The sequence below is a fragment of the Sphingomonas sp. FW306-05-A genome, assembly GCF_058782275.1.
The window spans coordinates 1,389,592-1,403,347 of record NZ_JBYSXN010000001.1 but is presented as its reverse complement, the minus strand read 5'-3'; the positions used below and the strand labels follow the sequence as shown (position 1 = coordinate 1,403,347).

The window sequence follows — 13,756 nt, the reverse complement described above, 5'->3', positions numbered from 1 at the left end:
GCTGGGAATGGCTCGGCTCGAACGGAAGAAGGATCGATCGCATGACATTGCATCCCGAAATCGCCGCGGTCACCGATCGCGTCATCAGCCGGTCCAAGGCAACGCGAGAAGCCTATCTCGGGTTGATTGGCCGTGCGCGCGATACGCATATCGAGCGTCCGGCAATGGGCTGTGCGAATGCGGCGCACGCCTATGCCGGCACCGAGGAGGATCGTCCCGCACTAACCGGCGGGAAGGCGATGAACATCGGGATCGTGACGTCGTATAACGACATGCTGTCCGCGCATGCGCCTTACTATCGCTATCCGGAACAGATGAAGGTCTGGGCACGTGAAGCCGGTGCGACCGCGCAGGTCGCGGGCGGCGTGCCCGCGATGTGCGATGGCGTCACGCAGGGGTATCCCGGCATGGAGCTGTCGCTGTTCAGCCGCGACACGATCGCGCTGTCGACGGCGATCGCGCTGAGCCACGGCATGTTCGAAGGTGCCGCCCTGCTCGGCATTTGCGACAAGATCGTTCCGGGTCTGCTGATGGGCGCGCTGCGCTTCGGGCATCTGCCGATGGTGCTGATCCCGGCGGGTCCGATGCCGTCGGGACTTCCCAACAAAGAGAAGGCCGCGGTCCGCGAAGCCTTTGCCGAGGGCAAGGTAGGGCGCGACGCGCTGCTCGAGGCGGAGATCGGCGCGTATCACTCGAAGGGCACCTGCACCTTCTACGGCACCGCCAATTCGAACCAGATGATGATGGAGGTGATGGGCCTCCACATGCCCGGCGCGGCGTTCGTTAATCCAGGCACCAAGCTTCGCCAGGAACTGACGCGTGGGGCCGTTCACCGGCTTGCCGCCAACGGATGGCATGGCGACAATTACCGTCCGCTCGGGCTTTGCGTCGACGAGAAGGCGATCGTCAACGCGGCGATCGGACTGCTCGCGACGGGTGGGTCGACCAACCATCTGCTCCATCTTCCCGCGATCGCTGCGTGCGCGGGCATCGTGCTCGACTGGGAGGATTTCGATCGCCTGTCCAAGGCCGTTCCGCTGATCACGCGCGTGTATCCCAACGGGTCGGCGGACGTGAACGGGTTCGAGGCTGCGGGCGGGATGCCATTCGTGATCCGCGAATTGATTGCCGCGGGGATGCTTCACGGCGATCTGATGACCGTCGCGGGGGACAGTCTCGAAGCCTATGGCCGCAAGCCGGTTATCGAGGCCGATCATCTGAGTTGGGTCGATCCAGGTTCCAGCGGTGACGAAACGATCCTGCGGACGCCTGCAGCCCCGTTCGCGCCCGAGGGCGGTTTCCGCATCCTGACCGGCAATCTCGGTCGTGCCTGCATCAAGGTGTCCGCGGTCGAGCGCGATCGTTGGACGATCGAGGCGCCTGCACGCGTGTTCCATGACCAGGCTTCGGTTCAGGCTGCGTTCCAGGCGGGCGAACTCGACCGCGACGTCGTTGTCGTAGTGCGGTTCCAGGGGCCGCGTGCCAACGGCATGCCCGAACTGCACAAGCTGACCCCGCCGCTCGGGGTGTTGCAGAACCGCGGGTTCCGCGTCGCGCTTGTCACCGACGGGCGCATGTCGGGTGCAAGTGGCAAGGTGCCGTGCGCGATCCATTGTTCGCCCGAAGCACTGGGGGATGGTCCGCTGTCCCGCGTCCGTGACGGCGACGTGATCCGGCTGGACGCTGAAACGGGTGAGTTGTTCGCTCGGGTCGATCCGGCAGAGTGGGCGGCGCGCGCGCCCGTTACGATGCCCAACGAGATCGACGGCATGGGCCGTGAGCTGTTCGGCCTGTTCCGCTCGAATGCCAACGAAGCCGAACGTGGTGCGTCGCCTTTGTTGACCGGCATGGGCTGGTAGGACGTGTAACCGAGCGCTCGCGTGGCGCGGGCGTGATTTTCAAGCGAACTCGCGGCGTCGTCCTCCTGTCGGGGAGCCCGGCGTCGATGAAGAGAGAGGAATGGAATGCAGGTCGTTGCAGTAGATATCGGCGGCACGCACGCCCGCTTCGCGCTGGCGGAGGTTGCGGAAGGCCGTGTGGTTTCGCTGGGTGAGCCAACGACGCTCAAGACCGCCGAATATGGTGGGTTCCAGACCGCATGGGAGGCGTTCGGCGCTAAGCTTGGCCAGCCGCTCCCACGTGCTGCAGCGATTGCGGTCGCGTCCCCGATCAGCGGCGACGTGATCAAACTCACCAACAACCCGTGGGTGATCCGCCCGCCGCTGATCAAGGAACGGCTCAAGGTCGACGAGTTCGTTCTGATCAACGATTTCGGCGCGGTCGGTCAGGCGGTGGCTCAAGTCGATCACAACGACTTCCTCCACCTGTGCGGGCCGGACGTACCGTTTTCGCAAACGGGCGTCCTGACGGTCTGCGGCCCCGGCACCGGCCTGGGTGTCGCGCAAGTCCTGCGGACGCACGATCGCTACCATGTCATCGAAACCGAAGGCGGCCACATCGACTTCGCGCCGCTCGATGCGTTGGAAGACGCGATGGTGAAGCGCCTGCGCAAGGCGTATACCCGCGTTTCAGCCGAGCGGATCGTTTCGGGGCCCGGCATCGTCGCGATCTACGAGACACTGGCGGATATCGAGCATCGCTCGATCACGCGGCTCGACGACAAGGCGATCTGGACGGCGGCATTGCAGGGCGAGGACAGTCTTGCCGTCACCGCGGTCGATCGCTTCTGCATGAGCCTGGGTTCGGTCGCGAGCGACCTTGCGCTGGCGCATGGGGCGAACGGCGTCGTCATCGCAGGCGGGTTGGGGCTTCGGTTGAAGGAGCATTTCACCCGGTCCGGCTTTGCCGAGCGCTTCGCCGCGAAGGGCCGGTTCCAGAACCGCATGTCTGCGATCCCCGTCAAACTCATCACCCATCCGCAACCGGGCCTGTTCGGCGCGGCGGCTGCCTATGCGCAGGAGCACACACAATGACCGCAACGATCGTCGATATCATGCAGACCAGCGCGGTCATTCCCGTGCTCGTCATCGAAGACGCCGCGACCGCGCGGCCGCTGGCGGAGGCGCTTGTTGCGGGCGGCTTGCGCATCCTCGAAGTCACGATGCGGACGCCCGCCGCACTGGATGCGATCCGCGAAATGAAGAAGGTCCCCGGTGCGATCGTGGGCGCCGGTACGGTTGTCAACCCCGATCAGTTTTCGCAGGTGATGGAGGCTGGTGCCGAATTCGTCGTATCGCCCGGCCTGACCGAGCGTCTTGCGCGCCCGATCATCGATAGCGGCGTACCGTTCCTGCCGGGGATTGCCAATGCGGCGGATATAATGACCGGGCTGGACCTGGGCCTGACGCACTTTAAGTTCTTCCCCGCCGAAGCAAATGGCGGGCTCAAGGCGCTGAAGGCGTTGGCCGCGCCCTTCTATCAGTGCAGCTTCTGCCCGACCGGCGGCATCACCGAACAGAGCGCACCCGAATGGCTCGCGTTCAAGCCGGTATTGTGTGTCGGCGGCAGCTGGGTGACGCCGAAGGGCGCGTCGATGGCCGAGGTCGAGGCGCTGGCGCGCGCAGCAAACGGTTTGCGGGGGTGATTATACCGCGTCGCCTCGTGTTTCCGGGGTGACGCGGTCGGATTGGGGTGGTTCCGTAACGACAAAGACGTTCGTCTTCGCCCAACATGTGCTGCGTCGCAGCAATAAAAACTAACGTGCTGGTTAAACTAGGGCTTTTTTTGCGACTTATCTTGGAGGCTACCACCCCAGGAGATTGCCCATGTCCGGACCGAACGACAAAGACCGCCCAGGCCCGCACGACACACTGCGCGGATCATTGTTGTTTCTGGTTTTCGGGATCAGCATGCTGGCGTTTCTGATCGCTATCGACCGGCCAGAGTGGTTCGTCCTCAAGCCGGCGACCGGCACGGCCGTAGCCATGTCCGCCGCCCCGAAGCTGACCCCGGGTGAAACCAATTCCCACCGCAAGGACTATTTCAGCATCAACAAATAAGGCGGGACTGATCTGGTGGGGGTTGAGCCGGTGCGTACGGCTCCCCCCACATCCGCTGCGCTGGCAATGCCGCGGCTAACGCTATAGCCCTGCCGGTCAGATCCCGTGCTGGAGCCGGTAGGCCCGCCATTTCACGACATTGGCATTATGCTGTTCCAGCGTGTCGGCGAACACATGGCCCCCCGAACCATCTGCCACGAAATACAACGCTTTGGATTGCGCCGGATCGAGCACCGCATCGATGCTGGCCCGCCCCGGATTGCAGATGGGCCCCGCGGGAAGACCGGTCATCGCATAGGTGTTATACGCGTTCACCGCCCGCACCTCGGACAACAGGATCTTGCGACCTAGCGGCTTTCCCTTGGTGATTGGATAGATGATCGTCGGGTCCGCCTGCAGCATCATCCCCTGCCGAAGCCGATTGGCATAAACCGCCGCGACGATCCGGCGCTCGGCGGGTTTGCCGGTTTCCTTCTCGACGATCGATGCAAGGATCAGCGCCTCGCGGGGCGTCTTGACAACCAGATTGGGCTTCCGCTTGGCCCATGCTTGCGCGAGGTACTGCGTCATCGGCGCTTGCATCCGCTCGACCATCTGCGCGCGCGACTCACCGCGCTGATACGCATAACTGTCAGGCAGGATGCTGCCCTCGGACGGCGATTCGATCGTCCCGGTCAGTTCCGCTGTACGGTCCAACACCTGCTTGACCATGACGGACGGATAGCCCTCCGGCACCACGACGAACCGCTGGACCGTCTTGGTCCCTTGCAAAACCTTCAGGATGTCGGCCTGGCTTAGCCGTGGTGGGATGCGGTACTCGCCCGCCTTGACCGGCGCGCTCGACCCGAAGACGCGGGCAAGGACTCTGAACCGATCCGCCGATGCGATCGCACCGGCTTTTTCGAGCTGGAGCGATACCGCCGCCAGGCTCGATCCCGGTGCGATTTGCACCGAGATCGATCGGTTGAGCGGGCCACGCCCGCCCCACATCTGCGCAACGCTATAGATTGCCAGCGCCGCGACCAGCAACGCGCCTAAGCCGAGGCAGCCAAGCCGACGCATTGTCTGGTCAGACCGCCGTCATGATCAACGAGGCATTCGTCCCACCGAAGCCGAACGAGTTGTTGAGCACCGCCTTGACCGAACGCTGCTTGGCAACGTGCGGGACGAGGTCGACGCCTTCGCAGCTCTCGCTCGGGTTATCGAGGTTGAGCGTCGGCGGCACGATCTGGTCGCGCAGTGCAAGAATGCAGAAGATGCTCTCCACCGCACCGGCACCGCCGAGCAGATGCCCGATCGCCGACTTGGTCGAGCTCATCGACAGCGTGTCGATGTTGCTGCCGAACAGACGGCGGACCGCCCCCAGTTCGAGCTCGTCACCGAGCGGCGTCGATGTGCCATGCGCGTTGATATAGTCGATGTCGGACAGTTGCAGCCCGGACCGCTTCATCGCCATTTCCATGGACCGGAAAGCACCCGAACCTTCCGGGTGCGGCGCGGTGACGTGATAGGCGTCGCCGGACATGCCGTAGCCGATCACCTCGGCATAGATTTTCGCGCCGCGTGCCTTGGCGTGCTCATATTCCTCGAGGCAGACGACGCCTGCGCCCTCGCCCATGACGAAGCCGTCACGCGCGACGTCATACGGACGGCTCGCTTTCTCCGGCTGGTCGTTGAACGCGGTCGAGAGCGCGCGCGCCTGCGCGAAGCCGGCGATTCCGAGCGGGCAGATCGCACCTTCGGCACCGCCCGCGAGCATCACGTCGGCGTCGTCGAGCGCGATCATCCGCGCAGCATCGCCGATCGAATGCGCACCGGTCGAGCAAGCCGTGACGACGGCATGATTGGGGCCCATCAGTCCGTATTTGATCTGAACCTGGCCGGTGATGAGGTTGATCAGGCGACCATGGACGAAGTGCGGCGAGACGCGGCTAGGCCCCTTGTTCTCGCAAACCAGTGATTCGCTGGCGATCCCCGGCAAACCACCGATCCCGGCACCGATCGAGCAGCCGGCGCGATAGCGTTCGGCCTCACTCATGTTGGTCAGGCCGGCGTCTTCGAGCGCCTGCCCTGCGGCATCGATGCCATAAATAATGAAGGGGTCGACCTGCCGCTGGACCTTGTGATCGACACGCAGATTGGGGTCGAACCCATAGGCATGATCGGCGGGCTTCACCTCGCATGCGATGCGGCACTTCTGGTTCGACGCATCGAAGCGCGTGATCGGCCCAGCGCCGGATTTCGAGGCGAGCAAGTTCGCCCAAACCGTTTCGACCTCGGCGCCAAGTGGCGTCACGAGCCCCAAACCGGTTACGACAACACGGCGCATGGCCATCTCCCGTTGAATTTCTGGTCTTCCAAATGGAAAACGGCCCCCCGCCCCCGGTCATTTGCCCTGGGACGGGGAGCCGCTTCTGTCGTCAGCGTTGCTGCCGCGCCGATGGCGTGGCGCTCAGCCCTTGTTCTCGTCGATGAAAGTGATCGCGTCCTTGACGGTCGTGATCTTCTCGGCGGCATCGTCCGGAATTTCGACTTCGAATTCTTCTTCGAAAGCCATCACCAGCTCGACGATGTCGAGGCTGTCCGCGCCCAGATCATCGATGAAGCTCGCATCTTCGGTCACCTTGTCGGCTTCAACGCCGAGATGCTCGACGACGATCTTCTTAACGCGGTCTGCGGTCTCGCTCATATTCCGTCCCTCTGTAGCTGGGGGTTCTTGATTCCTGAACGCACCTAGAACGGGGTCGGGCCCCTTGCAAGGGGAACCGGCACCCGCCCGGGTACGGTAACGCCGCGAACCGTGCGGCGTCTGCGCTTAGATCATGGCCATGCCACCGTTGACGTGCAGTGTCTGCCCCGTGACATAGCCCGCTTCGCGACTGGAGAGATAGACGACTGCTGCGCCGATATCCATGCCCTCGCCCATTTTTCCCATCGGAATCCGCGCATTCAAGGCGTCTTTCTGGGCATCGGGCAGACCATCCGTCATCGGCGAGGCGATGAAGCCCGGTGCAACGCAGTTCACGGTGATGCCGCGGCTGGCAAGTTCCTGTGCCAGTGCCTTGGACATGGCGGTCAGCGCGCCCTTGGACGCTGCATAATTGGCCTGGCCCGGGTTGCCCGTCGTGCCCACGACCGAGGTGATCGAGACGATCCGGCCGAACCGCGCCTTCATCATCGGTCGCGCGGCGGCGCGTGCCAGCCTGAACGCTGCCTCGAGGTTGACGCGGATAACCGCATCCCATTCCTCGTCCTTCATCCGCATCACAAGATTGTCGCGCGTGATACCGCCATTGTTGACCAGAATGTCGAGCTTGCCGCCCAGCGCCTCGACTGCCTGGGGCACGAGCGCATCGACGGCCGCACCGTCCGAAAGATTACACGGCAAAGCGACATGATCGCCGTTCAGGCTGTCGCGGAAGGCTTCCAGCTTGGCGACGTTGGATCCCGACACCGCCAGTCGCGCGCCCTGTGCCGCAAGGGACTTTGCAATGGCGGAACCGATCCCGCCCGATGCGCCCGTGACGAGCGCGGTCATTCCCGTAAGATCGAACATCATCTTTCTCCGTCAGAGCGCTTTTGCGAGCGCTTCGATATCGTCCATCGTCACGACGCTGGTCGTTTCGACCTGCGGCGCAATGCGCTTGATCATGGGGGTCAGCACCTTGCCGCCGAATTCGATGAACTGCTCGACCCCGGTGTCCGCCATCGCCAGCACCGATTCCCGCCAACGGACCATCCCGGTCACCTGCTCAACCAACAGCCGCCGAATCGTGTCGGCATCGGCGACCGGCGCGGCGGTTACGTTGGCAAAGACCGGTACGAGCGGGGCCTCGATCCGCGCATCGGCAAGGGCGCGTTCCATCGCGTCCGCCGCGGGTTGCATCAGCGGGCAATGGAACGGCGCGGAGACCGGCAACAGGACAGCGCGCTTGGCCCCCATCTCCTTCGCCAGCGCGACCGCACGCTCGATCGCGCCGCGGTGCCCCGAGATGACCACCTGCGAGGGATCGTTGTCGTTCGCGACGGTGCAGACTTCGCCCTCCGCCGCGGCATCGGCGATCGCTCGCGCCTTATCGACATCCGCGCCGAGCAAAGCAGCCATTGCCCCCATGCCGACAGGGACCGCCGCCTGCATCGCCTGCCCCCGCAACTTGAGCAGGCGCGCCGTGGTGGCGAGGTCGACTGCACCGGCCGCACACAAGGCGCTATATTCGCCGAGCGAATGGCCGGCGACATAATCCGCCTTGTCGGCCAACCGGATGCCACCGTCGGCTTCCAGCACGCGCAAGGTCGCGATCGCATTCGCCATGATCGCGGGCTGCGCGTTCTCGGTCAGTTGCAACTGATCCTCGGGACCGTCGGTCATCAGACGGAAGAGGTGCTGCCCCAGCGCATCGTCGACCTCCTGGAACACCGCACGCGCCACGGCGCTGGCCTCGGCAAGCGCGCGCCCCATGCCAACGACCTGACTGCCCTGCCCCGGAAATACAAACGCTCGCATCGCACCACTCCTTTGTCCGGGCGGTTAGGCTTTCGACCGAACCCGCGTCAACCTGAACGGATACGACATCGCCGCGACATCTTGCGACCATTTGTGACGAAGATCGGGACGGATACGCGACAATGACCCTCCAGATAGAGGGCGACGCCGGGAGCAAGGCGCCGTTGAGTTACAGGAGTTTGTCATGAGAAAGATGATCATCGCGATCCTCGCCACTGCCGCGGCGGCTAGCCCGATTGCGGCGACCAGCGCGGAAGCGCAGCAGCAGCGCCAGACCACCACGGTCGTCCGCGAACGCCCGAACGGGACGGTGGTGACCAAGCGCACGACGGTCAACCGCCGCAACGTCGCGCAGCCCAATCGCCGCTGGGCAAAAGGGCAGCGGTTCGATCGTCGCTACGCGTCGAACTACCGGGAGATCAACGACTGGCGGACGTACCGTTCGCGGCGCCTCTATGCCCCACCGCGTGGCTATCGCTGGGTTCGTTCAGGCAATGACGCGGTGTTGATCGCGCTCAGCGGCGGGATCGTCGGCGCGGTCCTGTCGGGCGCGTTCAACTAATCCCTGCATTTTGGCCGAAAAAGCCGCGGGTAAGCCGATCAATGGCTTACCCGCGCATTTGGCCGGCGGATCAGGGTACGGTCCGCCTGGCTGGGGGGAACAAAGGCATGGGTAGCGGTTTCGGTCGCCCACGGGTCATGCAGTGCCGCTGTGGCGAGCAAGGTTGCGACCAGTTCAACCTGACGGCTCGTCCCCGTCTTGGCAAAGATCGCTGACAACTGCTTGCGAACGGTTGCCACCACCGATCCGCGCAGCTTGGCGTGGGTCGTCAACGACCGACCGATCACAAGGCTCTGCGCCAGCGACGTCTCGCTCGCCGTCAGAAGATACACGCGCGATGGCACGAGGATCTCGGATTCGGCCCATGCGAGCAGGTCGCGGACGACCATTCGTGTTCGGGTCGATGCGCGAAACGTGCCGATCGCGGTATCGCGCGCGACGAGAATGGCATGACGCGCGCCGGTCGTGTCCATCACCGACACCAGCAAGACATCACCCCCGCGTTCGCCGAGCGCCGCGTTCATCTTCTCGCTGAGATCGGTCGAAGCCCACGAAACCGGGTGTTGCAATGCGCCGCGGAGGATATTCCCCCGGTCGAGCATATGCTGGCCCACCGCATTACAGCCCAACAATACGCCGTCGGCGTCTAGGTCAAACGTTGCCAGGTATCGGTCGGATACCGGGGCATGGATATTACAGGCTTGGTAAAGCTGTAAGTGATCCGATCGAATTGCGACTCTTGCCGTCATTGACCTGAAGTCCTTTCCCCACCCACGAATGAAAACACCGGTTCATTCGACCGTATGTGTTGTGGATCGGCTACTCGTACGCCCCCACCCAGCGCGTTGTTGCGCTCCATCCTGTCCCGAACGAAGTTTGTACTCCAAAAACAGCCAACGACAAATCCCAGAGAGAAAAGTGTGGTGCCGATGAACAGCTGGATTAGTAGGATCATTAAAGGAACCCTCCTGCCTTCATCTCTTACATTCCCCTCGATTAAACAAAAATACGGCAGATCGTGTATAGGTTGTACTAAGGATGGAGTAGTAACGCCCGATACCATGCGCACCACGCTGTAATCGTTTCAGATTACGCCGCAGGGTTTGTTACACCCAGCACGGCACCCCCAAACATGTTGCTTGTGCTCAGGCGGCAGATCGGGCAAAGGGCTCGCCCGTGCTGCGGCCAGAGATGGTCGTCGTATGTGATTCCCGAGACGACAGCCGGAGGGGCGTCCGCATGGTGCGGCGTCAGCGATCGGCCAAAAGAGAGAGACGAGACACATGGCTCTATACGAGCACGTGTTCCTTGCGCGCCAGGATCTGGCACAAGCGCAGGTGGACGCCCTGGCGGAAACCGCCACCAAGATCGTGAACGATAACGAAGGCCGGGTCGTCAAGACCGAGAGCTGGGGTCTGCGTAGCCTGGCGTACAAGATCGCCAAGAACCGTAAGGCGCATTACGTGATGCTCGAAATCGACGCCCCTGCCGGTGTCGTCGCCGAGCTCGAGCGCCAGACGCAGATCAACGAAGACATCATCCGCTACATGACCGTCAAGGTCGACGCGCTCGAAGAGGGCCCGACCGTGATGATGCGCAAGTCCGAGCGCGACCGTGAGCGTCGTGGCGACCGCGAAGGCGGCCGTGAAGGCCGTGGCGATCGTCCTGACCGTGGCGACCGCCCGCGTCGTGACTTCGATAGCGAATAAGGACGTATAGACCATGGCACGCCCATTTTTCCGCCGCCGCAAGAGCTGCCCGTTCTCCGCAAAAGACGCTCCCCGGATCGATTACAAAGACGTCCGGTTGCTCCAGGGCTTCGTGTCCGAGCGTGGCAAGATCGTCCCGTCGCGCATCACTTCGGTGAGCGCTAAGAAGCAGCGCGAACTCGCCCAGGCGATCAAGCGTTCGCGTCATCTGGGCCTTCTGCCCTACATCGTTAAGTAAGGAGCGGCTGAGATGGATGTCATCCTGCTGGAACGCGTCGACAAGCTCGGCAACATCGGCGACGTCGTCAAGGTGAAGGACGGGTTCGCCCGCAACTTCCTCCTGCCGAACAAGAAGGCGCTTCGCTCCAACGAAGCCAACCGCAAGGTCTTCGAGAAGAACCGCGAGAACATCGTTGCCGAGAACGCAGCGCGTCGTTCGGAAGCGGAAGTCGAAGCCAAGGACATCGACGGCACGACCGTGACGTTGATCCGTCAGGCATCGAACACCGGCCAGCTGTACGGCTCGGTTGCGGTTCGCGATCTGATCGAGATCCTCGAGGCCGAAGGCCACAAGGTGTCGAAGTCGGCGATCGTGCTCAACAAGCCGATCAAGGCCATTGGCCTCTATGAGGTCAAGGTTTCGCTGCACCCGGAAGTGTCGGTGACGATCAAGGTCAACATTGCACGCTCGCCCGAAGAGGCGAAGATGCAGGCCGAGGGCGTCAACGTCATGGAAGCCATGTTCGAAAAGGACGAGGCTGGCTTCGTTGAGGATTACGATCCCAACGCAGAGCCCGGCGCGACCGCCGAGGTTTCGTCGAACCAGGACGACGCTGAGGCACCTGCCGCGGCTTAAGTCACTCGGTTACGATACGAAAAGGGCCGTCCGGAGTGATCCGGGCGGCCCTTTTTCGTTTGTCTGCCGGGTGTCGCTCGGCCGACTTGGGTCAGGCTTAGCCGGTGACCGCGCACGCCCCGACAAGCGCTGCGAGCGGGATGAGGGCGAAGACGACGGGAAGAACTTTGGTCATGGGGAGATCCGATACGGCGATGGGGGCTGTTGTCGTGTAAATGCACCGCTCGGCATTTGTGTCCGCCAGATGAACGAAACGCCGGGTTTCACCTTCCCCCGCACGGTTCGTCTCGACCACGCGCGAAACGAACAGTAGCGAGCCGCGGCTATTTCCGGCCGAATAGCCGTTCGATGTCGCCATGCGCCAGCTTCACCCATGTTGGGCGCCCGTGGTTGCACTGCCCCGAATGCGGGGTGACTTCCATTTCGCGGAGCAGCGCGTTCATCTCGGCGACCGACAGGATCCGCCCTGCCCGCACCGAACCGTGACACGCCATCGTCGCGGCGACGTAATCGAGTCGTTCCCGCAACGACAAGGCCTCGTCGAACGCGGCGAGCTCGTCGGCGAGATCGGTCACCAGTCCGGTGACGTCGCTCTGCCCGAGCATCGCAGGCACACCGCGGACGAGCATTGCGCGCGGGCCGAAACGGTCGAGGTCGAGGCCGAAGTCGCTGAGCTCGGCAGCGCGTGCCTCGAGCCGGTCACAGGCGGTTTCCTCCAGCTCGATGACTTCGGGGAGCAGTAGCGCCTGACTGGCGACTCCGCCGGACGCCATCGCCTTGCGCATCCGTTCGAGCACGAGGCGTTCATGCGCGGCGTGCTGGTCCACGAGGATCAGCCCGTCCTGCGCCTCGGCGACGATGTAGGTCTTGGCGACCTGACCGCGGGCTACGCCCAAGGGGAAGTCGACCGTTTCCGGGGGTGGGGCGTAGGCGGGTTCGGCGCGGGCTAGTGGGGGTGGGGTGAAGAAGGCGCGGCGGTCGTTGAGGGAGTAGGAGCGTTGATCCAAGGATAGCCCCTCCCCTTCAGGGGAGGGGTGGGGGGTGGGGGGTGTCTCACCGAGCCGGAGTTCTGCTGGACTTCCCCACCCCAACCCCTCCCCTGAAGGGGAGGGGCTAGATTCTCGAGTCCATGCCGCTAGCGCACTCTCGGTTGGGCGCTGGCTGCGATGCCCCGCCTCGTCCAGGGCCCGGCGTAACCCGCTGACAATCAGCCCGCGCACCAGCGCGGGGTCGCGAAACCGCACTTCGGTCTTCGCCGGATGCACGTTGACGTCGACCGCATCGGGCGGAACGTCGAGGAACAGCGCCACCACCGCATGCCGGTCGCGCGGCATCATCTCGGCATAGGCACCGCGGATCGCGCCGATCAGCAGACGATCCTTTACCGGACGCCCGTTGACGAACAGATATTGGTGATCCGCGATTCCGCGATTGAAGGTCGGCAGCCCGGCAATCCCGCCAAGCCCGATCCCCTCACGGACGAAATCGATCCCCACGCCATTCTCGACCAGCCCGCGATCGGTCAGCCCCGCGACGCGGTCGGGCAAGGTCTCGTCCGCGCTGACGGACAGCGACCGCCGTCCGTCGTGCTCGACCGAGAAGCCGACGTCAGGCCGCGCCATCGCGAGACGCCGCACCACGTCCATGCACGCCGCGAACTCAGCGCGCGGCGAGCGCAGGAACTTGCGCCGCGCCGGCACGCGGGCGAACAGTGCCTCGACCCGCACCCGAGTCCCCGGCGGGATCGCGGCGGGGCCTTCCGACTCCAGCACGCCATTGTCGATCACGCGCGACCAACCTTCCACACCGGGCATGCGGCTCTCGAGCGTCATCCGCGCAACGCTCGCAATCGACGGCAACGCCTCGCCGCGAAAACCGAGCGTGCTGACCGCTTCGATCGCCTCGTCCGGAAGCTTCGACGTCGCATGGCGTTCGAGCGCGAGCGCCATGTCGGCGGGGTTCATCCCACAGCCGTCATCGGTCACTTCGACCAGGTCGGTCCCGCCCCCCGCCAGCCGCACCGCGATCCGCGTCGCGCCCGCGTCGATCGCATTCTCGACCAGCTCCTTCAACGCGCTGGCTGGCCGTTCCACCACTTCACCGGCAGCGATACGATTGACGAGATGTTCGGGGAGGCGGCGTATTGACATGCCTTAAGCTCTAGCC

16 protein-coding genes are annotated in these 13,756 nt (G+C 63.8%); 8 read left to right on the top strand and 8 right to left on the bottom strand.

Annotation, left to right across the window (positions count from 1 at the left end; translation table 11 throughout):
• The first annotated feature begins 41 nt into the window (after positions 1 to 41).
• The 4 genes from edd (at position 42) to AC3WJR_RS06385 (ending at position 3,959) form a co-directional block, all read left to right on the top strand.
• Positions 42 to 1,859: a phosphogluconate dehydratase gene (edd, locus tag AC3WJR_RS06400; RefSeq protein ID WP_492723264.1), complete on the top strand. Its 1,818-nt coding sequence runs from the start codon at positions 42 to 44 to the stop codon at positions 1,857 to 1,859.
• A 105-nt stretch (positions 1,860 to 1,964) separates the two neighbouring features.
• Entirely contained in the window at positions 1,965 to 2,933 is a 969-nt protein-coding gene (gene glk, locus AC3WJR_RS06395) for a glucokinase (RefSeq protein ID WP_492723262.1), read from the top strand.
• Complete coding sequence (eda, locus tag AC3WJR_RS06390) at positions 2,930 to 3,544, top strand: bifunctional 4-hydroxy-2-oxoglutarate aldolase/2-dehydro-3-deoxy-phosphogluconate aldolase (protein ID WP_492723261.1); 615 nt, start codon at positions 2,930 to 2,932, stop codon at positions 3,542 to 3,544. The genes glk and eda overlap by 4 nt, the downstream gene beginning before the upstream one ends.
• Before the next feature lie 181 nt (positions 3,545 to 3,725).
• Positions 3,726 to 3,959: a hypothetical protein gene (locus tag AC3WJR_RS06385; protein WP_354281076.1), complete on the top strand. Its 234-nt coding sequence runs from the start codon at positions 3,726 to 3,728 to the stop codon at positions 3,957 to 3,959.
• Positions 3,960 to 4,055: 96 nt separating this feature from the next.
• Here AC3WJR_RS06385 and mltG read toward each other — a convergent pair whose 3' ends face one another.
• From mltG to fabD, 5 genes are all read right to left on the bottom strand, one after another.
• Complete coding sequence (gene mltG / locus AC3WJR_RS06380) at positions 4,056 to 5,021, bottom strand: endolytic transglycosylase MltG (RefSeq protein ID WP_492723259.1); 966 nt, start codon at positions 5,019 to 5,021, stop codon at positions 4,056 to 4,058.
• 7 nt (positions 5,022 to 5,028) lie between these two features.
• Complete coding sequence (gene fabF / locus AC3WJR_RS06375) at positions 5,029 to 6,288, bottom strand: beta-ketoacyl-ACP synthase II (protein WP_354281079.1); 1,260 nt, start codon at positions 6,286 to 6,288, stop codon at positions 5,029 to 5,031.
• A gap of 123 nt (positions 6,289 to 6,411) precedes the next feature.
• Positions 6,412 to 6,648 carry an acyl carrier protein gene (locus AC3WJR_RS06370; protein WP_354281080.1) on the bottom strand — a complete coding sequence of 79 codons (237 nt, stop codon included), beginning with the start codon at positions 6,646 to 6,648 and terminating at the stop codon, positions 6,412 to 6,414.
• A gap of 126 nt (positions 6,649 to 6,774) precedes the next feature.
• The gene (gene fabG / locus AC3WJR_RS06365) at positions 6,775 to 7,515 is read right to left on the bottom strand and encodes a 3-oxoacyl-[acyl-carrier-protein] reductase (RefSeq protein WP_492723257.1); all 741 of its coding nucleotides are present in this window, start codon (positions 7,513 to 7,515) and stop codon (positions 6,775 to 6,777) included.
• A gap of 12 nt (positions 7,516 to 7,527) precedes the next feature.
• Positions 7,528 to 8,463 carry an ACP S-malonyltransferase gene (gene fabD / locus AC3WJR_RS06360; RefSeq protein ID WP_492723255.1) on the bottom strand — a complete coding sequence of 312 codons (936 nt, stop codon included), beginning with the start codon at positions 8,461 to 8,463 and terminating at the stop codon, positions 7,528 to 7,530.
• A 184-nt stretch (positions 8,464 to 8,647) separates the two neighbouring features.
• On the opposite strand from fabD, the gene AC3WJR_RS06355 reads away from it, so the two are divergent.
• On the top strand, positions 8,648 to 9,025 hold the full coding sequence (locus AC3WJR_RS06355) for an RcnB family protein (protein ID WP_354281084.1): 378 nt from the start codon (positions 8,648 to 8,650) through the stop codon (positions 9,023 to 9,025).
• Between the two features lie 38 nt (positions 9,026 to 9,063).
• Here AC3WJR_RS06355 and AC3WJR_RS06350 read toward each other — a convergent pair whose 3' ends face one another.
• Positions 9,064 to 9,627, bottom strand: coding sequence for a helix-turn-helix transcriptional regulator (locus AC3WJR_RS06350; RefSeq protein WP_354281086.1), 564 nt, complete (start codon positions 9,625 to 9,627; stop codon positions 9,064 to 9,066).
• A 681-nt stretch (positions 9,628 to 10,308) separates the two neighbouring features.
• Here AC3WJR_RS06350 and rpsF point away from each other — a divergent pair.
• The 3 genes from rpsF to rplI are packed head-to-tail and all read left to right on the top strand — an operon-like array spanning position 10,309 to position 11,590.
• A complete protein-coding gene (gene rpsF / locus AC3WJR_RS06345) occupies positions 10,309 to 10,734 on the top strand; it encodes a 30S ribosomal protein S6 (RefSeq protein ID WP_026046601.1) in 426 nt (141 codons plus the stop codon).
• A gap of 13 nt (positions 10,735 to 10,747) precedes the next feature.
• Complete coding sequence (gene rpsR / locus AC3WJR_RS06340) at positions 10,748 to 10,972, top strand: 30S ribosomal protein S18 (RefSeq protein ID WP_010163758.1); 225 nt, start codon at positions 10,748 to 10,750, stop codon at positions 10,970 to 10,972.
• Between the two features lie 12 nt (positions 10,973 to 10,984).
• Positions 10,985 to 11,590, top strand: a complete 606-nt coding sequence (gene rplI, locus AC3WJR_RS06335; protein ID WP_354281088.1) for a 50S ribosomal protein L9 — start codon at positions 10,985 to 10,987, stop codon at positions 11,588 to 11,590.
• A gap of 97 nt (positions 11,591 to 11,687) precedes the next feature.
• Here the strand turns inward: rplI and AC3WJR_RS06330 are convergent, their stop codons facing one another.
• Both AC3WJR_RS06330 and mutL read right to left on the bottom strand, forming a co-directional pair.
• The gene (locus tag AC3WJR_RS06330; RefSeq protein ID WP_492723252.1) at positions 11,688 to 11,948 is read right to left on the bottom strand and encodes a hypothetical protein; all 261 of its coding nucleotides are present in this window, start codon (positions 11,946 to 11,948) and stop codon (positions 11,688 to 11,690) included.
• Positions 11,914 to 13,740: a DNA mismatch repair endonuclease MutL gene (mutL, locus tag AC3WJR_RS06325; protein ID WP_492723250.1), complete on the bottom strand. Its 1,827-nt coding sequence runs from the start codon at positions 13,738 to 13,740 to the stop codon at positions 11,914 to 11,916. Before mutL ends, AC3WJR_RS06330 begins: the two co-directional genes overlap by 35 nt.
• Between the last annotated feature and the right edge of the window lie 16 nt (positions 13,741 to 13,756).

Coding starts and splice junctions, on each gene's coding strand:
- fabG (WP_492723257.1), bottom strand. CDS start 7,515: ATGTTCGATCTTACGGGAATGACCGCGCTCGTCACGGGCGCATCGGGC.
- edd (WP_492723264.1), top strand. CDS start 42: ATGACATTGCATCCCGAAATCGCCGCGGTCACCGATCGCGTCATCAGC.
- AC3WJR_RS06370 (WP_354281080.1), bottom strand. CDS start 6,648: ATGAGCGAGACCGCAGACCGCGTTAAGAAGATCGTCGTCGAGCATCTC.
- rplI (WP_354281088.1), top strand. CDS start 10,985: ATGGATGTCATCCTGCTGGAACGCGTCGACAAGCTCGGCAACATCGGC.
- rpsF (WP_026046601.1), top strand. CDS start 10,309: ATGGCTCTATACGAGCACGTGTTCCTTGCGCGCCAGGATCTGGCACAA.
- AC3WJR_RS06330 (WP_492723252.1), bottom strand. CDS start 11,948: ATGGCGACATCGAACGGCTATTCGGCCGGAAATAGCCGCGGCTCGCTA.
- eda (WP_492723261.1), top strand. CDS start 2,930: ATGACCGCAACGATCGTCGATATCATGCAGACCAGCGCGGTCATTCCC.
- AC3WJR_RS06355 (WP_354281084.1), top strand. CDS start 8,648: ATGAGAAAGATGATCATCGCGATCCTCGCCACTGCCGCGGCGGCTAGC.
- rpsR (WP_010163758.1), top strand. CDS start 10,748: ATGGCACGCCCATTTTTCCGCCGCCGCAAGAGCTGCCCGTTCTCCGCA.
- mltG (WP_492723259.1), bottom strand. CDS start 5,021: ATGCGTCGGCTTGGCTGCCTCGGCTTAGGCGCGTTGCTGGTCGCGGCG.
- fabF (WP_354281079.1), bottom strand. CDS start 6,288: ATGCGCCGTGTTGTCGTAACCGGTTTGGGGCTCGTGACGCCACTTGGC.
- AC3WJR_RS06385 (WP_354281076.1), top strand. CDS start 3,726: ATGTCCGGACCGAACGACAAAGACCGCCCAGGCCCGCACGACACACTG.
- fabD (WP_492723255.1), bottom strand. CDS start 8,463: ATGCGAGCGTTTGTATTTCCGGGGCAGGGCAGTCAGGTCGTTGGCATG.
- mutL (WP_492723250.1), bottom strand. CDS start 13,740: ATGTCAATACGCCGCCTCCCCGAACATCTCGTCAATCGTATCGCTGCC.
- AC3WJR_RS06350 (WP_354281086.1), bottom strand. CDS start 9,627: ATGCTCGACCGGGGGAATATCCTCCGCGGCGCATTGCAACACCCGGTT.
- glk (WP_492723262.1), top strand. CDS start 1,965: ATGCAGGTCGTTGCAGTAGATATCGGCGGCACGCACGCCCGCTTCGCG.